15 protein-coding genes are annotated in these 20,021 nt (G+C 69.8%); 10 read left to right on the top strand and 5 right to left on the bottom strand.

Annotated features, from left to right (window positions below; all coding sequences use genetic code 11):
* The first annotated feature begins 156 nt into the window (after positions 1-156).
* The 3 genes from VHR41_12915 to VHR41_12905 all read left to right on the top strand — a co-directional run bounded on the left by VHR41_12915 (position 157) and on the right by VHR41_12905 (position 3,191).
* A complete protein-coding gene (locus tag VHR41_12915; GenBank protein ID HEX3235095.1) occupies positions 157-1,575 on the top strand; it encodes a M20/M25/M40 family metallo-hydrolase in 1,419 nt (472 codons plus the stop codon).
* Between the two features lie 750 nt (positions 1,576-2,325).
* Entirely contained in the window at positions 2,326-2,748 is a 423-nt protein-coding gene (locus VHR41_12910) for a glycine zipper domain-containing protein (protein ID HEX3235094.1), read from the top strand.
* A gap of 95 nt (positions 2,749-2,843) precedes the next feature.
* Positions 2,844-3,191 carry a hypothetical protein gene (locus tag VHR41_12905; protein ID HEX3235093.1) on the top strand — a complete coding sequence of 116 codons (348 nt, stop codon included), beginning with the start codon at positions 2,844-2,846 and terminating at the stop codon, positions 3,189-3,191.
* A 102-nt stretch (positions 3,192-3,293) separates the two neighbouring features.
* Here VHR41_12905 and VHR41_12900 read toward each other — a convergent pair whose 3' ends face one another.
* The gene (locus tag VHR41_12900; GenBank protein ID HEX3235092.1) at positions 3,294-4,598 is read right to left on the bottom strand and encodes an amidohydrolase family protein; all 1,305 of its coding nucleotides are present in this window, start codon (positions 4,596-4,598) and stop codon (positions 3,294-3,296) included.
* A 40-nt stretch (positions 4,599-4,638) separates the two neighbouring features.
* Positions 4,639-6,519: a glucosamine-6-phosphate deaminase gene (nagB, locus tag VHR41_12895; GenBank protein HEX3235091.1), complete on the bottom strand. Its 1,881-nt coding sequence runs from the start codon at positions 6,517-6,519 to the stop codon at positions 4,639-4,641.
* 157 nt (positions 6,520-6,676) lie between these two features.
* On the opposite strand from nagB, the gene VHR41_12890 reads away from it, so the two are divergent.
* A complete protein-coding gene (locus VHR41_12890) occupies positions 6,677-7,303 on the top strand; it encodes a hypothetical protein (GenBank protein HEX3235090.1) in 627 nt (208 codons plus the stop codon).
* A 53-nt stretch (positions 7,304-7,356) separates the two neighbouring features.
* Here the strand turns inward: VHR41_12890 and VHR41_12885 are convergent, their stop codons facing one another.
* Both VHR41_12885 and VHR41_12880 read right to left on the bottom strand, forming a co-directional pair.
* Positions 7,357-7,809 (bottom strand): ester cyclase, encoded by a 453-nt coding sequence (locus VHR41_12885; GenBank protein ID HEX3235089.1) that lies wholly within the window; start codon positions 7,807-7,809, stop codon positions 7,357-7,359.
* Positions 7,810-7,845: 36 nt separating this feature from the next.
* Complete coding sequence (locus VHR41_12880; protein ID HEX3235088.1) at positions 7,846-9,228, bottom strand: M48 family metallopeptidase; 1,383 nt, start codon at positions 9,226-9,228, stop codon at positions 7,846-7,848.
* Between the two features lie 116 nt (positions 9,229-9,344).
* Here VHR41_12880 and VHR41_12875 point away from each other — a divergent pair, with 116 nt between their 5' ends.
* Positions 9,345-9,713, top strand: a complete 369-nt coding sequence (locus VHR41_12875) for a response regulator (protein ID HEX3235087.1) — start codon at positions 9,345-9,347, stop codon at positions 9,711-9,713.
* A gap of 29 nt (positions 9,714-9,742) precedes the next feature.
* Here the strand turns inward: VHR41_12875 and VHR41_12870 are convergent, their stop codons facing one another.
* Positions 9,743-11,212 carry a lipase maturation factor family protein gene (locus tag VHR41_12870; protein HEX3235086.1) on the bottom strand — a complete coding sequence of 490 codons (1,470 nt, stop codon included), beginning with the start codon at positions 11,210-11,212 and terminating at the stop codon, positions 9,743-9,745.
* A gap of 104 nt (positions 11,213-11,316) precedes the next feature.
* On the opposite strand from VHR41_12870, the gene VHR41_12865 reads away from it, so the two are divergent.
* The 5 genes from VHR41_12865 to VHR41_12845 are packed head-to-tail and all read left to right on the top strand — an operon-like array spanning position 11,317 to position 19,954.
* Positions 11,317-13,782, top strand: coding sequence for an MASE1 domain-containing protein (locus VHR41_12865; protein HEX3235085.1), 2,466 nt, complete (start codon positions 11,317-11,319; stop codon positions 13,780-13,782).
* A 48-nt stretch (positions 13,783-13,830) separates the two neighbouring features.
* On the top strand, positions 13,831-16,740 hold the full coding sequence (locus tag VHR41_12860; protein HEX3235084.1) for a PAS domain S-box protein: 2,910 nt from the start codon (positions 13,831-13,833) through the stop codon (positions 16,738-16,740).
* Positions 16,741-16,744: 4 nt separating this feature from the next.
* A complete protein-coding gene (locus VHR41_12855; protein ID HEX3235083.1) occupies positions 16,745-18,025 on the top strand; it encodes a cation:proton antiporter in 1,281 nt (426 codons plus the stop codon).
* A 59-nt stretch (positions 18,026-18,084) separates the two neighbouring features.
* Positions 18,085-18,564, top strand: a complete 480-nt coding sequence (locus VHR41_12850; GenBank protein HEX3235082.1) for a Rieske 2Fe-2S domain-containing protein — start codon at positions 18,085-18,087, stop codon at positions 18,562-18,564.
* A 7-nt stretch (positions 18,565-18,571) separates the two neighbouring features.
* Positions 18,572-19,954, top strand: a complete 1,383-nt coding sequence (locus VHR41_12845) for a cytochrome b N-terminal domain-containing protein (protein HEX3235081.1) — start codon at positions 18,572-18,574, stop codon at positions 19,952-19,954.
* Positions 19,955-20,021: the final 67 nt, after the last annotated feature.

Here is a 20,021-nt window from a genome sequence, read left to right as displayed (position 1 = left end):
GACGGATGGCCGAGTGGTGCAGGGCATCGCTGTTTCGGGCCCGCCCGCATGGCGCACGCTTCCGATTGCGAGCTGCCCGTCTTCTCGCATGTCGCGGGGCGCGGTGGCCGCGCTAGATTCCGCGACGCACCCTTCACTTCGCCGAGGATGGATTCCTTGACCCGCTTCGCCCGCGCGCTCGCCTGCACGCTCGTGCTCCTGGGGGCACCCCGGGTTCTGAACGCGCAGTCCCGCCGTCCCGACCAGATCGAGGCTCGGGCCATCTTCGCCGAGTTGATCGGCATCAACAGCACCGACGAGCATGGTGCCACGACCCCGGCCGCACAGGCGGTGGCACGCTGGCTCCGGGGTGCTGGATTCCCGGCACGCGACGTTCAGGTGGTGGGGCCCAACCCGGCACGAATGAATGTGGTGGCCCGGCTCCGGGGAACCCGCGTCCGGAAGCCCATCCTGCTGCTGGCCCATCTGGATGTGGTGGAGGCCCGGCGGGCGGACTGGACGGTGGATCCGTTCACCCTGACCGAGAAGGACGGCTTCTTCTACGGCCGGGGTACCAGCGACATCAAGGACATGGGCGCCATCTTCGTGGAGACGCTGCTCCGGATGAAGCGGGAAGGCTTCGCTCCGGACCGCGACATCATTCTAGCCCTGACCGCCGGCGAGGAAGGCGGAGACGACAACGGCGTGCAATGGCTGCTGGCCCACCGGCGCGACCTGATCGATGTGGTGTACTGCATCAACGGGGATGGTGGCGATCCCCTCTCCCATGCGGGGAAGCCGTACGCCCGCGACGTGCAGGCCAGCGAAAAGGTGTACATGGATCTCCGGCTCGAGGTCCATAACCCCGGGGGACACAGCTCGCTTCCGGTGGCCGACAATGCGATCTACCGGCTGGCCGCGGCGCTCACCCATCTGGCCGCATTCCAGTTCCCGGCCCGGCTCAACCAGGTGACCCGAGCGTACTTCGAGCGGGCCGCTGCCGCCGCCGACTCGCCGGAAGTCACCAAGGACATGGGCCTGGTGGCGGCCGGCGATACCGCCGCGATGCGGCGGCAGTCCCAGGCCTCTCCCTTCTTCAATGCCCAGCTCCGCACCACGTGCGTCGCCACCCGACTGGAAGGAGGGCACGCCAACAACGCCCTGCCCCAGACGGCGAGTGCGGTGGTCAACTGCCGCATGCTTCCCGATGAGCGGAAGGAGGATGTGCTGGCCGCGTTGCGCGGTGTCCTGGCAGACACGGCGGTGACCCTCACGGTGGCGCAGGAGCCTGTGCCTTCCCCGCCCTCCCCGCTCACGCCGGAGGTGCTGCAGCCGATCGAGCGCCTGACCGCCAGCATCTGGCCTGGCGCCGCGGTCGTGCCGAGCATGGAGACGGGCGCCACCGACGGTCTTTATCTCAGGAATGCCGGCATCCCGGTGTACGGCGTGTCCGGCGTACCGCTCGACGTGGACGACATCCGTGCCCACGGGAGAGACGAGCGGATCCGGGTCGAGGCGTTCTACGCCGGCCTGGACTATATGAGTGCCCTGGTGCGTGCCCTGGCGTCCCAGGAACCACCACCCGCAAAGCCGTGAGCTACCACACGGAAATGCTCGGTCCGGGAGGATAGTGAGTCTTGTCGCCCAACTCCTGGAGGCCACATGCAGAAACTGGTGATCTCGTGGCTGGCGCTGATCACTGTGGTGGGCTGTTCGGGTGGTCCGGAGCGCCGGTCCGCCGCGACTTCGGACACGGCGAGCGAGGGCGCACTGACGCGGCTGGACACGGCGGTAACCCTGGACACCGCAGCATCGCGGGATACGGCAGCATCCCGACCCGACGTGCGAGCACCGAGCCCGACGGCAAGCCATCCGGTGGCCTCGACTCGTCAGCCGAAGCCACACCATCGGCCGGTAGCCAGGACCGCTAGCCCGCCGCGGTCGACCCCGGTCGTTTCCGCCGCCAGCGACACCACACGGTCCCCCGCCGGCTATGCTCCCGGCCGTGATACGCTGGGGGATCCGGCTCCGCAGCCAGCCGACCGCGCCGATACCGCGGAGCGCCCACTGTCGGACAGCGCTTCACCGATGACAGGCACCGCCAGGGCCTCCCCCCCAGCTCGCGACACGAGTCCCTCAGCCCTACCCGGACTTGACTCCGCGCGACGCGACACCATTACGCCGGTGCTCCCTCCCGGCGCACCAAGCCAGGCCGCAGTTCCACACGACCAGAATGCGCGTACGCTCCCAGCGGGCACCGAAATCCGTGCCGTTCTGCAGGACTCTATCGATTCGCGTCTCCATTCCGTGGGCCATCCCCTGCATGCGGAGGTGGCAGGAGGGGTCATGGACCCCACGGGCGCGGTCCTGGTGCCACCAGGATCGAAGGTCCGGCTCACGGTCACGCGGCTGGAGCCTGCCAAGTCGAGATCAGCCGACGATGGCAAGCTCTCACTCCGGGTCGATACGGTCACCATCAATGGCCAACCCCAGCCGGTGAGCGCCACCCTACAGGTGGTCCCTCATGAGCTTAGGGGGCGCGGAATCACCGCCGGCGAGGCGGAGAAGGTGGGAGTCGGCGCCGCAGCTGGAGCGGTGGCGGGGCGGGTCATCACCGGAAAGACCCGGGGCGCGGTCATCGGTGGCGTGGTTGGAGCGGCAGGCGGGGCCGTGGTAGCGGCGCAGACCGCGAGCCGCGACGTGGTGGTCCATCGTGGGACGACCGTGGTGTTCACGCTGGTGGCGCCATTGGTGGCGGCAGCGCCCTAGCTCCGGGATCGCAGTGAGGTCGCTCACGTCGGCCACAGCACCGGCGCCGTAACATAGGCCTCGCTGGACCGAAATCTTCAGTCATGGAGGAAACGATGGCCAATATCGATAGCTGGAACGAAGAGGATAGATGGTGGCGGAACAACTTCACCTCTCGACCCTACGCAGCCGGTCGTAAGTATGAAGAGTTTCAGCCGGCTTACCGGTATGGGTACGAGTCGGGCGCACATCACATGGGGCGCACCTGGAACGAGGTCGAGCCCGACCTCCGGACCGGCTGGGACAAGTTCACCGGCAAGCCCGCCGGTGGCAGCACGTGGGAGAACGTGAAGGATGCGGTGAAGGATGCCTGGCACCGGGTCACCGGCCAGCATGACCTCGATGCGGACAAGATGAGCGAATCCGAAGTGGACCGCCTCACCCGGGGTGGGCGGCCCCGCTGAGCGACGGTACGATCGCCCCGGTACGACCTTAGCGCGAAGACAATCGGCCCGTCACTCCATCCGAGTGCCGGGCCTTCGTGTGAGCCTGCCCGCAGCCAGCGGTTACTGTACCCGGGCTCCGTCCTTGACCACCAGGCGCACCCGCCGGAGCGCGGCGATGTCCCGCGTCGGATCGCCCTGGACCGCCACCAGGTCGGCCAGGAATCCGGGGGCCACCTTTCCCAGCCGGTCGTCCAGGTGGAAGATCCGCGCGTTGCCGCTGGTGGCGGACCGGAGCGCGGCGAGCGGGCTCATCCCGTCGGCGACCATCAACTCGAGCTCGCGCACGTTCTCCCCATGGGGGAATACGCCCACGTCGCCACCGAAGCAGATGGGCACCCCTGCGGCGAGGGCTGCACGAAAGCTGGCCCGCTTGGCCTTGACGGCCGGCGGCGGCTCCGCCTTCCCCTTGACCCAGCCATCGAAGTATTCGGCGTACGCTTCGGAGGCGGCGAGGGTGGGACAGAGCGCCACGCCGCGTTGCCGCATCAGCCGGAACACCTCGGGCGTCCCCTCGTCCCCGTGCTCTACCGTCTCGACCCCCGCGAGGACTGCCCGGCGCATCCCCTCGGCCGTGGTGGCGTGTGCCGCGGTGGGACGGCCGGCGCCCCGCGCGGTCTGCACCAGGACGAGCAGCTCCTCCTCGGTGAACGTCGGCAGCGCCTCGCCGTGCGGTCCCCAGCGGTAGTCCGCGTAGACCTTGATCCAGTCGGCGCCGTGGCTCACCTGGCTCCGCACCACCCGGGCGATGCCCTCGGCGCCGGTGGCCTCCTCGGCGCCCTGGAGCGGCTCGAAGGAATAGTCGCTGCGGCGCGGTCCATAGCTCCCGGTGGCGACGATGGCGCGGGTGACGGCGATGATGCGGGGCCCCGGCACCACGCCGCGGTCAATCGCGTGCTTGAGCTGCACGTCGTAGTCGAAGGCTCCTTCGGTGCCGAGGTCGCGCGTGGTGGTCACGCCGGCGCGGAGGGTGGCGGCCGCGTGCGCGACGGCTTCCGCCATTCGGAACCCGATCGGCTCCTTCAGCACCTGATCGTCCCAGAGCGTCTCGTTGTAGGGATGGAGGAAGAGATGCGAGTGGCCCTCAATGAGTCCCGGGATCAGCGTCGTGCCTGGGAGCGCCACCCGCTCGGCGCCGGCCGGTGCGGCCGTCCGGTCGGCCGGTCCGACGGCCTCGATCCGCTGGCCTCGCACCACGACCAGCCAGCCAGGGTGAGGCGCATCCGCCACTCCGTCCCAGACGGCATCGGGCGCAAGGACCAGAGGAGGGCCGGCGGTATCGGTCTGGGGCCGTTGGGCCGATGCGGGCGCGGCAAGCCACGCGAGGAGCACGGAGGCACGAAGGGCCCGTGCGATGGGTGTAAGCATGGGGCTAATCTAGGCGGCGACGGTGGTCCCTGCGAGGGCGCTAGGCACCGCTCGACACCCCCGTCGCTTCCACCACGTACGCTTCCATCGCGAAGTACTCCGCCAGCCCCAGCCGATCGAGCTCCGCAGCCGTGCCCTTGTTCCGCGCCTCGACCCGCTGCCAGAACTCCCGCTCATCGGGACCGGGGAACGGCGCGCTATCCTTCTGCGACTGGTGCTTGAAGATCGCCTGGATCTTGAGCCGGAGCTCTTCCTGCGCCAGCGGCACCAGCCAAGTGGCCTCGGTCACCGGCCACTCCTGCCACGCGCCGCGATAGAGCCACACCTCCGGGCGAGCACGGCCCGCGGCCACGTAGTCCGCCAGCGCGCGGTCGATCGCCTCCTTGCACATCCGATGGGTGCCGTGCGGATCGGACAGATCGCCCGCCACGAAGACCAGGGCGGGCCCGACCTCCTCCAGCAGCGCCCGCACCACCGCCACGTCCGCCGGGCCGATCGGATCCTTCCGCACCTTGCCGGTCTGGTAGAACGGCAGATCGAGAAACCGCGCGGCGCGCTCGTCGAGGCCCAGCGTGCGGATCCCGGCCACCGCCTCCGACTCGCGGATGATCCGCTTGAGATCCTGCACCTCGGGGATGTCCACGTCGCCCGGCTCCTTTCGGGCGAGGAACTCGTCCAGCCGGCGGCCCTGCTCCGCCACACGCTGCTCGTCGAGGTGGCGCTCGCGGGCGAGGCGGCGAATGAAGTCGGCGTGCCGGCGCACGTCGTGGTCGAACACCGCCAGGTTCCCGCTGGTCATGTAGGCGACGGTGATCGCGTTCTCGTTGTGCGCCAGCTTGGCGAGGATTCCGCCCATGGAGATCACGTCGTCGTCGGGATGGGGGGAGAAGCAGATGATCCGCTCGCCGCGGGGGAGCTTGGAGCGCCCCCGGATCTTGGCGCCCAGCGCGTTGAAGACCTCGCCGTTGAGCGCGCCGGGCGACCCGGCCCGCGCCACCAGGGCGCTCAGATGATGCTCGGCGTAGTCGCCCTGGGTCAGCTTGAGAATCGCCCGGCCGGTCTGGTGGGATAGCCAGCAGACCGCGCGCACCACCAGCGCGGGGGTCCATTCCACCGGGCCGAGCAGCCAGGGCGTGGCGATGCGGGTGAGGCTGGCGGCGGCGGCTCCGTCCAGATAGAAGGTGGTGGCCGGATGCCGCTGGAGAAACGTCGCCGCGACCTCGTGGTCCACCTCTCCCTCCACCGTCCGCCGCACGATCTCCGCCTTGTGCTCCCCGGTGGCGAGGATCACGATCTCCCGCGCCTCCAGGATGGTGGCGACGCCCATGGTGATCGCCTCGCGGGGCACGTTCTCCTCGCCGAAGAAGTCCGCGGCCGCGTCCTTCCGGGTCACCAGGTCGAGGGTGATGAGCCGGGTGTGGCTCTCCAGTCCCGAGCCCGGCTCGTTGAAGCCGATGTGGCCGGTGCGCCCCACGCCGAGAAGCTGGAGATCGATCCCGCCGGCTTGGCGGATGGCCGCCTCGTAGCCGCCGCAGTGCGCCTCGATCTGGTGGCGGGGCAGGTCGCCCCGAGGGATGTGCACGTTGGCGGGATCGATATCGAGCCGGGAGAAGAGGTTCTCCCACATGAACCGGTGGTAGGAGTGGAGGCTCCCCGGATCCATCGGGTAGTACTCGTCGAGATTGAAGGTGACCACCCGGGCGAAGCTGAGCCCTTCCTCCCGGTGCATCCGGATGAGCTCGCGATAGACCCCGACCGGCGTCGATCCGGTGGCGAGGCCCAGCACGGCGCGTCCCGCCTGGCGATGAATCAGCTCCGCGATCCGGCGGGCGACGAGCCGTGCGAGCTCGTCCTGATCGGTGACGAGCACGGTGCGGATCCGCTCGAGACCGGCGCGCGGGTCGGGATGGGGTGAGGGCATGGTGCGTAGAATAACCGCGGGAAGGGGCGGGACGGTAAGGGCGGCAAGGGCGGGAAGGCTCGTAGGTTCAGGACTTGGCTTCCTTCCTGGCTTCCCAGTCCTTACCGTCCTTACCGTCATTACCGCCCTTACCGCCCTTACCGCCCTTACCGCCAGCATGGCCCAGTCCTCCGCCATCTCCCCATCCCGCATCTTCCTGCTCTCCCCCGCCCGCTGCGACGGCAAGCGCGCCGGGCTGCTGCTCAACCAGCGGGCGACGTTCGCCCTGGCCGAACGCCTGAGGACCCCGGAGGGCGTGACGCTGGGTGAGGCGTTCAGCTTCATGAGCGGTCTCTACTTTCGGGGAAAGCTTGCCTATGCCACGCAGTTCGCCCGCGCGCCGGCAGGAATTGCTGGTGCGCAGGTGATCACCACCAATCGCGGCCTGGTGCCGGTGGAGACCCCGGTGGGGCCGCGCGACCTGGAGCAATTCGGGGCGGTGGACATCCGGGTGAACGAGCCACGGTACCGGGGCCCGGTGGAGCGCGACCTGGCCCGGCTGGTGGCGGAGCCGGCCTTGCAAGTGGTGCTGCTCGGCAGCGTGGCCACCGGGAAGTACATAGACCTGCTGCTCGACGCGCTAGGCGATCGACTGCTTTTCCCCGCCGAGTTTCTCGGCCGAGGCGACATGAGCCGCGGCGCGCTGATGCTGCAGGCGGTGCGGGAGGGGCGGGAGCTGGAGTATGAGAAGGTGAGGCAAGGTGGAACAAGGTGGGGCAGAGTGAGGCAGGGTGGGGAAAGCTGAGCGCAATTGCTCACGACCCTGCCCCACCCTGCCCCACCCTGCCCCACCCTGCCTCACCCTGCCCCACCCTCCCCCACCTGCTGCAACAGCGTCGCCATATCGAAGTAGTGCCGCTGCAGCCTGGCCTTCCCGTCGGCGAGCTCGACGACGACGCAACCGCGGAGCTCGATCTGCTTGCCGGTGCCCGCGAGCGAGCCCTTCGGTGTCGGCAGCGGGCCGGTGTGGGTGCCCCGCCAGGTCAGCTCGAGTACGACCGTGTTCCCGCTCGCCACGACATTGTCGATGCTGGCCTTGGAGTCTGGGAGCGCCTCGGCCCATCCCCTCCAGAGTGTGATCGTCTGATTGGCTCCCTGAACCTTCCGCCCGGTGCCGACCTCGTCGTAGGTGAAGTTCGAGGTGATGCTGGCCCGGACCGCATTCCAATCCTTCTGGTTGTAGGCGAGCAACGGCGCTTTCGCCGCTTCGATGAGCTGTGGCGGCGAGAGCATGGTGGAGTGCGCTGGCATGTGAATGGTCTCCTGGCTGCCGTTCCGGACGCTGACTCAGGGAGCAGCCTCACGTCCGGTCGGTGCAACATGAACGACGGTACCCGGTCTGTCGACCCCATTCGCTCCCGCTGATTCGGCCTTCCATTCCATGGCCATCCGGATCCGGGCCCGCCCGCTGGGATGGTCGAAGAAGACGACCTCCTCCAGCGGCCCGGGATCAAGCTTCCGGTAATCGGCCAGCTTGAGGGCGACGAGCGCGAAGCCGTCCGGCTGCCGGGCCGCGTTCAGCCCGAAGATGTCCGCCGCCGTCTCGCTGGTCCGGCTGAAGGTGTTGGTGACGGGTGTGAGCAGGAACAGGTAGGTCGAGAACAGCAGCACCATGAGCGGCAGCCCGGCCACGTCGTCGGGTGACCGGACACCCCACCGCTCGCCCCAGCGAGCCGTGGCCCAGGCGAAGCCGGACCGCAGCAGAGCGAAGCCCACCACGATCAGAAGAGTGAAGAACACGATCCCCTGATAGAGGTGGTACAGCACGTAATGGCCCATCTCATGGCCCATCACCGCCTCGATCTCGGGCAGCGAGGCCCGCCGGAGCAGGTTGTCGTTGAGGGTGATGCGCTGGGTTCCCAACAGGCCGGAGACGTTCGCGCTGACCCGGGTCGACTGCCGGGACGCGTCCACCACGTACACCCGGTCGACGGCGATTCCGTTGGCCCGCGCCAGCCGAAGGATCGGGTCGCGGATCCGGGCGTCGGCCAGGAGGGTGTAGCGGTTGAACAGTGGCGCGATGAACACCGGCGCGATCAGGACACCGAGGATCACGAACACCATCAAAGTGCCGGACCCGAGCGCGGGCCAGGCGCGGGGGAACCGGCGCAGCACCGCGTAGAGTGCGATCACCACGACCCCGCCCAGCACGAGCGATAGTGCCAGGCCCACCAGCTGGTCCCGCATCCATCCGCCGAACCCCTGGGTAGCGAGACCGTACGCGTGCTCCCGCACGAATCCGCTGTAGACGGTATACGGAAAGATCAGAACGGTGGTGAGCAGGGTAAATGCGACATAATACAGGAGGGTACGCCCCCAGCGCGGGCCGACCCGGCGCTCGGCCCAATCCCGGAGCCGCCTGGACCAGCCCAAGCCGAGCAGCAGCAACAAGATGGCCGCGTTCAGCAGGAAATCCCAGAGCCGCAGCCAGTAGCCGCCCTGGAAATAGGCGTCGGACTTGGCCCGGGCGGCCGGCGGGACCGTCGCCAGGTAGGCGGCCGTGGCCGCGGCCGGATCGAACGGCACGCCGGCCCGGAGTCGCGCGGCGGGCGGGATCGCGTCGGTCGGGATGGAGTCTGGGGCCGGGGCCTGCATGGCCCAGAGGGGAGGAGCCGCCACGGCGAGCGTGGCCGCCAGGACCAGCGATCGGATGCCGCGGAGACTGCGCACGAGCCACCTCCTGGTCGCCCTTGTCTGATGCTGCACGACACCATAAAGTAGGGGCAGCCGACGAGGCCCCTACGAACAGCCCTTTACTGAGTGTCCGCCTTCCACCCGCAATCCTCGTGGTCGACGACGAGGCGCCGGTGCGCCTGCTCGCCTGTCGGCTGCTGGAGGACCAGGGCTACCGGACTATCCAGGCGGGCGACGGCTCCGAAGCCATCGAGCTGCTCGCCCAGGGCGACGAGTCGATCATGCTGGTTCTCACCGACATCCGCATGCCTACGGTGAGCGGACTGGAGCTGGAGAGCATGATGCGGACGCGCTGGCCGCACATCGGCGTGCTGCTGATGTCGGGGGAGACCACGCAGGAATGGCTCACCCAGGTCGTCCGCGACCGCGCCCTCCACATGCTTCGCAAGCCGTTCACCTCCGAGATGCTGCTGGACTCGGTCCGGGAGATGCTGGAGCATCGGAAAGAGCTCGGCGCGTAGCACTCCGCGCGTAGCACTCGGCGCGTAACTCAGAGTCGCACCGAGCCCACGAGCTGCCGCACCCACCAGGCATGAGTCCGTCGCCACTCCTCCCCCGTGCTGAAGCGATACTGGTACTCTGTCAACCGGATGTATCGCGGCGGTGCCCCGGCAAACGGATTCGGGCCCAGCAGGCTCAGCACCTCCGGGGTCCCCGCCCGGAGCCGATTCGCCAACGATTCGAGCCATCCGACATTTCCCTCCGGATCGAGCGCCGCGAACCACATCTGCCAGTCGAGCCGAGGATGATACGGCGCCACAAACCGGGGGCGGCGTTTTAGCGCGCCCGGCTTGTAGCGGAACTCGTATTCGGTCCAGTGCTCCCCATCCCGGCTCCCCTCGATGACGATCTCCGGACGCTCCGTCGTCATCACCCGGAAGAGCCCATAGCCGTTGAAGGAGCGGATCGGCGCCACCCACGCCAGGACCCGGTCCGGCCATCGGGCCAGGGGCCCCAGCCCGGGAGCGTGCGGCAGGGTGTTCTCGATCTCGCGCACGAGACTCAGCAGACTGAGCACCAGGAACACCGGGCCGACCACCCAGAGCGTCGCCCGACGGGCTGCCGAGGCGTCCCGACCCGCGCTCAGCCGGATGGGGAGCAAACGTCGGAGCAGCTGATCATCCAGCACCGGTACGCAGAGCACCAGTGCCAGGACGTTGAAGAAGCCGTAGTTGCCGGTGCCCGCGATGCTGAGCTGGAGCAGTGCCAGCGCCCCGCATCCGGTGATGCGAAGCGGTCTGAGCCGGGCCGGCGCCAGGAGCATCCAGGGCGCCACCAGCTCGATGAAGAACATCGCCAGGGTCGCGGCCCGATGCACGCCCCCCGGGAGATGGTGGGCATACCACGCGGTCCAGGGCGGCAGCGGCTGAGTCTCGAAATGGTAGTCCAGTGCGGTGGCGTGCCGCCACGTCGGGTCCCCGCTCAGCAGCTTGGTGAGGCCCGAGAGAAACATCAGCTTGAACAACAGCAGCACCAGCAGCCAGCGCGCCACCTCCGAGGGAGCTCGCTCCCACCGGCGGGGCCGCCACTGGGCCGGTGCCCAGAGGAGGGCCAAAAGTCCGGTCTCCAGCAGCAAGACGTCCCACTGGAAGGAAAGGAAGTCCTGGCCCACCACCGAGAGCGAGAGATAGAGCGTCCAGAGGACCAGCAACAGCACCAGAGGTGCGAGCCCCAGAATCAGGAGGAGCGACAGCAGGGCACCGCTCCAGCTCACTACCTCGAGCGCCAGATTGCTCTGGTTGAGCCAGAAGACCGACGGGAGGAGCCGGTAGGCATCGCGCCCGTAGACCGAGTGGGCCCACGCCAAGAACGGCCCGGCCGGCATGACGCCGTGCTCGCCGACCAAGCCGGTGATCTGGACCGCGAGCGAGGCGAACGCGACCAGATAGACGGCGCCGAGGAGCCGGAGGAACAGCCAGCGGGAGAGCAGGTAGGTGGGAGGCTCCGGGGGCCGCTCCATGGACCCAAGCTAGTCGTGCCCCGCGCTTGCTTCCATGCGGGGATTCCTTACTATCTCAACAGGCCTCTTCCCTTCTCCTCAGCGTCGGTCTAGCGAAGGACCGGATGCGCCTCCTTGCCCGAGCGTGGACTCGGCTTCCCCGGCCGGCGCGCTATCTGCTGACCGTGGCGGCGCTGGCCGGTCTGTACTTCGCCGCGGCCCGCCTCGGTCTCCGCTACGCCTCCATCGGACAGAGCGTCTCCCTGGTCTGGCCACCGACCGGGCTGGCCCTCGCGGCCTTGGTCGCGCTGGGCTCCCGCTACTGGCCCGGCGTCGCCATCGGCGCTTTCCTGGCCAACGCTGCCACACCGGTGCCGCTCGCCGCCGCCGCGGGCATCGCCGCCGGGAACACGCTGGAAGCGCTCCTGGCCGCCACGCTGGTCCGGCGGTCGGCCGGCAGGAGGCCCCGGCTCGAGTCGATGGCCACCGTCCGCGCGCTGGGGGCGGGGGCCCTGGTCGGCGCCATCGTGAGCGCCCTCATCGGCGTCTCCACCCTGACGGTGTCTGGCGTGCTGGCCGAGGCGGGCTCTGCCTCGACGGTGGCGGTGTGGTGGACCGGCGACGTGCTGGGGGCGCTGGTGGTGGCGCCGTTCCTCTTCGCGTGGGTGATCAACGGTCCTTCCTCGCTCCCCGGCCGCGGCGTACTCGAGATCATCCTGCTCTGTCTCGGCACGGCGGGCGCGGCGGAGCTCGGACTGACGCGATACCCCAGCTTGCCGATGCTCCATCAGGTGAACTACCTCTACCTGCTCTTCCCCTTCGTGATCTGGGCGGCGCTTCGCTTCGGAGCCAGGGGCGCGTCGCTCATGACGCTCACCGTCTCGCTGGTCGCCGTCTGGCACATCACCCAGGGCACCGGCCCCTTCATCGCCGCTACGCCACCGGGCACCCTGTTCGCCGCGGCCTGCTACCTGGCGGCGGTCGCGGTCACCGGGCTCACCCTTGCCGCCGCGGTGGCGCACGAGCGGGAGACGGCCACCCGGACGCTGGAGCAGCGTGAGCAGCAGCTCCGGGTGGCGCTGGACGCCGCGCGCATGGGCACCTGGTCCTGGTCGACAGCCGACAACCGGCTGACCTGGGATGACACGCTGCGGCAGCTCTATGGATTGACCCCGGCCGAGGAGGTGAGCGGATACGACGATTTCCTGGCCCGGGTGCATCCCGATGACCGGCAGTTCGTGAAGGACCGGGTCCGGGGCGCGCTGGAGGACGGGGGGAGCCTGGACTACGAGTTCCGCATCGTTCTGCCGGACGGCAGCGTCCGCTGGATCGCCGATCAGGGGCGGGTGGTGCCGGGCGAAGGGGGACGACCGCTGGGCCTGACCGGCGTGTGCATGGACGTCACGCAGCGGCGGGCCACCGATGAGCAGCTCCGCCAGGCGCACCGCATGGAGTCGATCGGTCGGCTCGCCGGAGGCGTGGCGCACGAGGCCAACAACCAGATGAGCGTGATCATCGGCGCCACCGACTTCCTCCTGCGACGCCCGGATCTCGCACCCGCGGTCCGGACCGATGTCGAGTCGGTCCGCCGGGCCGCCGAGCGGACGGCCGCGGTGACCGCCCAGCTCCTGGCCTTCAGCCGGCGGCAGGTCCTCAAGCCTCAGGTGCTGGACCTGAATGCCCTGCTGCAGCGGTTCCAGCCCGTGCTCCAGCGGATGATGGGGGAGGATTGCCCGGTCACCGTGCGGCTGGGCGATGGGTTCGGCTCGCTGAAGGCCGACCCCGGCCAGCTCGAGCAGGTGCTGATCAACCTGGCGCTCAACGCCCGCGACGCCATGCCGGGGGGAGGCGAGCTCACCATCGAGACGCTGGCCGCCGAGATGAGCCAGGGAGCCGCACCGATCATCCAGGGAGTCGTGGTCCGGCCCGGGAGCTACGCCGTGCTCGCGGTGAGCGACACCGGTCACGGCATGGACCAGTCCACCATGACGCGCATCTTCGATCCTTTCTTCACCACCAAGGAGGTGGGCCAGGGCACCGGCCTGGGACTCTCGACGGTGTACGGCATCGTGAAGCAGTCGGAGGGGTACATCTGGGCGTACAGCGTGCCGGGCGGAGGCACGACGTTCAAGATCTACCTGCCGACCACCAGCGAGCCCCCGGACCAACTCCCCCGGCCGAGCGCCGGAGTGGCGATGCCGGCCCGCGGCGAGCTGATCCTGATGGTCGAAGACGAAGAGACGGTGCGCCGTACCGCCGCTCGCGGACTGGTCGAGGCCGGGTACCGGGTGCTGGAAGCGGCCAGTGGGCGCCAGGCACTGGACCTGGTGCGCCAGAGCCCGGATCGGATCGCCCTGCTGCTGACCGACGTGGTCATGCCCGGGATGAGCGGGCGGGAGCTGGCGGCCGCCGTCGCCGAGCTGATGCCCGGGATCCCGGTGCTCTTCACTTCGGGGTACACCGACAGCGAGATCGTGCGGCGAGGGCTGCTGGCACCGGGAGCGGCCTTCCTCCCCAAACCCTTCACCATGGCGGCATTGGTGCGGGCGGCGCGAGAGCGCATGGACTCGGTGGAGAGCGCCCGCTTATAATCCAGGGCGATCTCCGGACGACAGCTTCCCGCAGCCACAGAGCAGTGCATGGTGCACGTAGCCCCGCCGGTGGCCCCGCGGTCCGCGCCGCCTGCGGTCGATCGCCTCGCCGCGATCACCCGAATCCGACGCCTTCCGTTCGTGGCCGCGCTGGTCGCGATCGCCTTCGGCGTGGCGGTGGTGCAGGGATACGTCTTCGGCGTCGAGCCGCTGATCCCGCTGTCCCCGTTTCTGCCGCCGACTCAGCCGCTGGTGGCCGTGCTGTTCGTCCTCACCGGTGTGAGCCTGCTCTCACTCCGCACCGGCCTGGCCCGCCTGCAGACCCTGGGCGCCTGGCTGGCGACGGTGCTGGCGGGAGCGGTGGTGGCGGAGTACGTGCTGCGGTTGAGCCTGGGGTTGGACCAGCTGCTCTTCCCCGAATCCGTGGCCTCCCTCTCCCCGATCTTCCCCGGCCGTCCCGCGCCAACCGCCGCCGCCACCTTTTTACTGCTCGGCGTTGCCCTCCTGAGCTCCGGCTCCCGGCGGCACGGTCAGCCCCGGCGCTGGCACACGGCGGTCGTGATCGGCGCCATCGCCCTTCCGGTCATGCCGATCGTGGGCCATCTGCTGGGCGTGTCCGAGCTGTATGCCCTGACGACCGGCGTCGGAACGGCGCTGCACACGGGGCTGATCCTGCTGCTGCTCGCGGCGGGTGTGACCGCCGCGACGCACGAATCGGCCGTCCTCAATCTGCTGGTGGGCCCGGATCCCGGGACGGTGCTCCTCCGGCGCTTCCTTCCCCTGGCGGTGCTGCTGCCGCTCTTGTTCGCCGCCGGCAGCGTGCTGGCCTCCCGGCTCGGGCTGTACGAAGCGCACATCGGGATGATCCTCTACGTCTCCGCGTGGAATGCGATGTTCGTCGGCGTGGCGTACTGGATGGCGGCGGTCACGCGGCGGGCCGACGCCGAGCGCCGCGCGGCCGACCGCGCGCAGGCGGAGCTGGCGCTGCGGGATCGCCTGCTGCAGGCGGAGATGACCGCGTCCGAGACGGCACGCGAGAGCGAGCGGCGGACCCGCGAGCTGCTCGACGTCCTGAGTCACGCGCCGGTCTTCGCCCGCGGGATCGAGGGCCGGATCCGGTTCTGGAGCGCGGGCGCCGAGCGGCTCTATGGCTGGTCCGCGGATCAGGCCGCGCGGGCGCTCGCGCGCGATCTGCTCCGCACCGAGCTGCCGGTGAGCGAGGCGGCTGCGGAAGCCGCGCTGCTGCAGGCGGGCGAGTGGCATGGCGAGCTGATTCGCCGCGCCCGTGACGGCGCCCTGGTCCAGGTCGCCAGCCATTGGATTCTGCACCGCGACCAGGACGGCGCCCCCGACGCGGTGATCGAGGTGGACAACGACGTCACCGAGCAGCGGCGAGTAGAGGAGGCGCTCCGCCGCGGCGAGGCCCGCTACCGCGCCCTGGTGGCCGCCACAGCCCAGATCGTCTGGACCGCGTCAGCCGACGGCAAACGGCCACTCGACCTGAGTCAGTGGGAGGCATTCACTGGCCAGAGCGTCGCCGAGGCCGAGTGGGGCGGCTGGCTCCGGGCGATCCACCCGGATGACCGCGCCGAAGCCACCCGCCAGTGGAATCGCGCCGTCCGTACCCGCACGCCGCTGCTGGCCGAGCACCGGCTCCGGCGTCACGATGGCGAGTACCGGCACATGGAGATCCGGGCAGTGCCGGTGCTGGACGCCCATGGCGTGGTGCGCGAGTGGGTCGGCGCCCATGCCGATATCACCGAGCGGGTCAAGGCGCAGGAGCAGCTGGGCCAGGCGCAGAAGCTTCAGGCGGTGGGCACCCTCGCGGGCGGGGTGGCCCACGAGGTCAACAATCAGCTGATGGCGGTGCTGGGCTTCGGCGACTTCGTCCTCAAGGAGCTGGGGCCCCATCACCCCCAGGTGGGGGACGTCGAGGAGATGATTCGCGGCGCCAGCCGCGCGGCCAAGGTGGCCCAGCAGCTCCTCACCTTCAGCCGCCGCCAGGTGAGCCAGACCCTGTTGCTGGACGTGCACGCCGCCATCGAGGCGCTGGCGCCGGTGCTGGAGCGCCTGCTCGGCGCCGACAAGAATCTGGTGATCCTGCCGCGCCGCACCCAGCACCGGGTGCTGGCCGACCCCACCCAGGTGGATCAGGTCCTGATCAACCTCGCCGCCAACGCGCGGGACGCGATGGGGACGGGCGGAACCCTCTCACTCGGCATCGACGCGGTGCTGCTGGACGAGGGCTACGCCCGCGCCCACAGCGTGGGCCGGCTCATACCCGGGGCCTACGTGCGGCTCACCGTCTCGGACACCGGCAGCGGCATGGATCGCGCGACGCTGACCAAGATCTTCGAGCCGTTCTTCACCACCAAGCCGGTCGGCGCGGGCACCGGCCTGGGACTCTCGACGGTCTACGGCATCGTGAAGCAGCACGATGGCTTCATCTGGGCCTACAGCGAGCTCGGACTGGGGACCACCATCAAGGTCTATCTCCCGGTGGCGCGGAGCGAGGTGCCCTCCGAGCCGAAGCCCAAACCCGAGCCGGCCGGCGAGTGGCTGCCCCAGCTCGAGCCGGCGCTGGTGCTCGTGGTGGAGGACGAGGCCGCCGTCCGCAGCATGGTGCGCCGGTCGCTGGAGGCCGCGGGGCTCACGGTGCTGGAGGCGGAGAACGGGAGGCAGGCGCTCGAGCTCGTGGCCACCCAGGCGGAGACGCCCAAGCTGGTGCTGACCGATATCATCATGCCGGGACTCAACGGCCGGGAGCTGAGCGAGGCGCTGGCGCTCACCCAGCCGGGCGTGCCGGTCCTGTTCATGTCGGGGTACACCGGCGACGATGTGCTCGCCCGCAGTCTGCTGCCCCCCACAGCGCCGTTCATCCAGAAGCCGTTCGCGCCGGAGGAGCTGGTGGCCCGGGTGCGCTCGCTGTTGGCGAGCGGGGCCGTCGCGCGGCGCTGATTCGATGACTCCAGCGGCCCTGCAGGGTCTCGCCCAGAGCCACGGCGACCCGCTGGCTCCGGTGCTGCTCGCGCTCGCCCTGCTGCTCGCGGCGGCGAAGTTCGGCGGCGACCTGGCCGAGCGCGCCGGGCAGCCCGCAGTGCTGGGCGAGCTGCTGGCGGGCGTACTGATCGGCAACGTCCACCTGCTGGGCGTGCCCTGGTTCCGCTCCCTGGGAACCGACACCACCGTCGACATCCTGGCCCGGCTGGGCGTCGTGGTCCTGCTTTTCGAGGTGGGGCTCGAGTCCACCGTGGGCGACATGCTCAAGGTGGGGGCCCGGTCGCTGGTCGTCGCCGTGGTCGGCGTGGTCGCTCCCTGGCTGCTCGGCTGGTGGCTCGGGGCGCTGCTCCTTCCCGACCACAGCAAGTACGTCCACGCCTTCCTCGGCGCTACCCTCACCGCCACCAGCGTCGGGATCACCGCCCGGGTGCTCAAGGATCTGGGCGCCGCCAATACCCGGGAGGCCCGCATCATCCTGGGTGCGGCGGTGATCGACGACGTGCTCGGCCTGGTGGTGCTGGCGGTGATCGCGAGCGTGCTCACCGCGGCCGACCTGGGACGCACGCCGTCCTATCTCGGCACCGTGCTCGTGTTCGCCAAGGCATTCGGGTTCCTGGTGGGCGCCATCGGGCTCGGGGTCCTGCTGTCCCCCTGGTACTTCGCCGGCGCGGCTCGCCTCCGCGGCCGCGGGGTGCTGGTGACCACGGCGCTGGTGCTCTGCTTCGGGCTGGCCTATCTGGCGTCGGTGATCGGCCTCGCGCCGATCGTGGGCGCGTACGCCGCGGGACTGGTGCTGGAGGAGGCGCACGCGCATCGCTTCGCCACCCGAGGGGACGCGCCCATCGCCGACCTGATCCGGCCGCTCTCCCTGGTCCTCGCGCCGATCTTCTTCGTGGTGATGGGCATCCGGGTCGACCTCGCCGCCCTGGCGCGCCCGTCGGTACTGGCGCTCGCCGGTGTGCTCACCCTGGTGGCGATCGTCGGCAAGCAGGTCTGCGCCGTGGGAGCGTGGCGCAGCACGCTGGACGGCCTCACCATCGGCATCGGGATGATTCCGCGCGGCGAGGTGGGCCTCATCTTCGCCAACCTCGGCCTCGGCCTCACGGTCCATGGGGAGCGGATCATGGACCAGGGGACCTTCTCCGCCGTGGTTCTCATGGTGGTGGCCACGACGCTGGTCGCTCCGCCGGCCCTCAAGTGGAGCATCGGGCGCAGGACCCGGGCGGCCGCGGCGGCAATGTAGCGAGGCGCCGCTCTTGTGGCGGCTTCCGGGGACGCGCTATGTTGGCCGGCATGGATGACATGACCCCATCGCGCCGGCGGTTTCTCTCCCGGGTCTCGATTGCGCTCTCCGCCGCGGTGGCCGCCGTCGTCGGCGTGCCGGTGGTGGGCTTCCTCCTCTCACCTCTTACCCGCAAGGTTCCCCGCCAGTGGCGGGCCGTGGGCCAGGCCGAGCTGTTCAAGGTGGGCCAGACGGTGAGCGTCACCTTCGACGACGCGTCTCCCCTGCCCTGGTCCGGCGTCACCGCACGCACCGCCGCATGGCTCCGGCGCGAAGATACCGAGACCTTCACCGCGTTCGCGGTGAACTGCACCCACCTGGGCTGTCCGGTACGCTGGCTCGCAGATGCCGGCCTCTTTCTTTGTCCCTGTCACGGCGGCGTCTACAACGGCGACGGCTCGGTAGCGGCGGGCCCGCCGCCCAAACCGCTCCCCCGCTACCCGGTGCGGGTGCGGCAGGGCCGGGTCGAGATCCTCACCAGCCCGCTTCCCATCGCGTGAGGCCGAAGTGATCCGGCGCGCTCTCGCCTGGCTGGACGACCGCAGCGGACTGGTAAGCTGGCTCAAGCACGCGCTCACCCATCCGGTGCCGCCCCGCACCGGCTGGTGGTACACCTTCGGCAGCGCCACCTTCCTCGCCTTCGTGCTGCAGGTCGTCACCGGGATCGCTCTCGCCACCGCGTACGTCCCCTCCAGCGGCCAGGCGTACGACAGCCTCAGATTCATCAGCGAGCAGGCGCTGATGGGGCGCTTCCTCAGAGGGCTTCACTACTTCGGTGCCTCGGCGATGGTGGTAATGATCGGGGCCCACGTGGCGCGCACCTACATCATGGGCGCGTACAAGTTCCCCCGGGAGCTCAACTGGCTGAGCGGCGCGCTGCTCCTGTTGCTCACCATGGCGCTCGCCTTCACCGGGCAGCTCCTGCGCTGGGACCAGACCGCGGTCTGGTCGGTCATCATCGGCGCGGCCCAGGCGGGGCGGATGCCGGTGGTCGGGCCCCAGGTCGCGCGGTTCCTCCTCGCGGGCGATACGGTGGGCGGTGCCACGCTGAGCCGCTTCTTCGCCTTCCACGTCTTCTTCATCCCCGCGCTGGTCTTCGCACTGGTGGGCCTGCACCTGATGCTGGTGCTGCGGCACGGGATCTCCGAGCGGCCGGTGCCAGGACAGCCCGTGGACAAGGCCACCTACCGGGCGGCGTACCAGGAGATGCTCCGGCGTGAGGGCGTGCCGTTCTGGCCCGACGCCGCGTGGCGCGACGTGGTGTTCGGGGCGGCGATGGTGGCGATCGTGGCCCTGCTCGCGCTCGTCATCGGGCCACCCGAGCTGGGGAAGCCGCCTGACCCGAGCATTCTCGAGGCCTATCCGCGTCCCGACTGGTACTTCCTCTGGTACTTCGCCCTGCTCGCGCTCACGCCGACGAGCTGGGAGGATGCGGTGATCGTGTTCGCACCGCTGGTCTTCGGCATCGTCCTCCTGCTGATCCCGATCTTCAACACCGGGGAGCGAAGCGTGCGCCGTCGGCCGTGGGCCGCCCTGGTGGTGCTCTTCATCGTGGTGACGATCGGGATCTTCTGGGCCGCCGGGGAGCGGGCCAAGTGGTCACCCGACTTCTCGGCCGCGCCGCTGTCGGCGAGCGCGGTGCACAACGACAATCCCACGGTCGTCGAGGGCGCGCGACTCTTCCACGACAAGGGATGCGAGTTCTGCCACGCCATCGGCGAGCAGGGCGGTCAGCGCGGCCCGGACCTCACCGAGGTGGGAACCCGGATGAACGCGGTGGGTATCGCGGGGAAGATCACCAATGGCGGACCGGGAATGCCGGCGTTCGCGCGAACGTTGAGTCCGCGGGAGGTGGAGGCACTGACGGCGTTCCTGGTGACACGGCAGTAGGAGGGCGGGTATGACGGGAAGGAGGTCAGGGCGGGAAGGACGGTAAGGTCCCCGCCCCGCCACCGCC

Source organism: Gemmatimonadales bacterium (assembly GCA_036265815.1).
Classification (GTDB): domain Bacteria; phylum Gemmatimonadota; class Gemmatimonadetes; order Gemmatimonadales; family GWC2-71-9; genus CAVVWJ01.
This window is presented reverse-complemented; position numbering and strand designations above follow the sequence as displayed.

Coding starts and splice junctions, on each gene's coding strand:
- VHR41_12910 (HEX3235094.1), top strand. CDS start 2,326: ATGGACCCCACGGGCGCGGTCCTGGTGCCACCAGGATCGAAGGTCCGG.
- VHR41_12905 (HEX3235093.1), top strand. CDS start 2,844: ATGGCCAATATCGATAGCTGGAACGAAGAGGATAGATGGTGGCGGAAC.
- VHR41_12900 (HEX3235092.1), bottom strand. CDS start 4,598: ATGCTTACACCCATCGCACGGGCCCTTCGTGCCTCCGTGCTCCTCGCG.
- nagB (HEX3235091.1), bottom strand. CDS start 6,519: ATGCCCTCACCCCATCCCGACCCGCGCGCCGGTCTCGAGCGGATCCGC.
- VHR41_12890 (HEX3235090.1), top strand. CDS start 6,677: ATGGCCCAGTCCTCCGCCATCTCCCCATCCCGCATCTTCCTGCTCTCC.
- VHR41_12885 (HEX3235089.1), bottom strand. CDS start 7,809: ATGCCAGCGCACTCCACCATGCTCTCGCCGCCACAGCTCATCGAAGCG.
- VHR41_12870 (HEX3235086.1), bottom strand. CDS start 11,212: ATGGAGCGGCCCCCGGAGCCTCCCACCTACCTGCTCTCCCGCTGGCTG.
- VHR41_12865 (HEX3235085.1), top strand. CDS start 11,317: ATGCGCCTCCTTGCCCGAGCGTGGACTCGGCTTCCCCGGCCGGCGCGC.
- VHR41_12860 (HEX3235084.1), top strand. CDS start 13,831: ATGGTGCACGTAGCCCCGCCGGTGGCCCCGCGGTCCGCGCCGCCTGCG.
- VHR41_12855 (HEX3235083.1), top strand. CDS start 16,745: ATGACTCCAGCGGCCCTGCAGGGTCTCGCCCAGAGCCACGGCGACCCG.
- VHR41_12850 (HEX3235082.1), top strand. CDS start 18,085: ATGACCCCATCGCGCCGGCGGTTTCTCTCCCGGGTCTCGATTGCGCTC.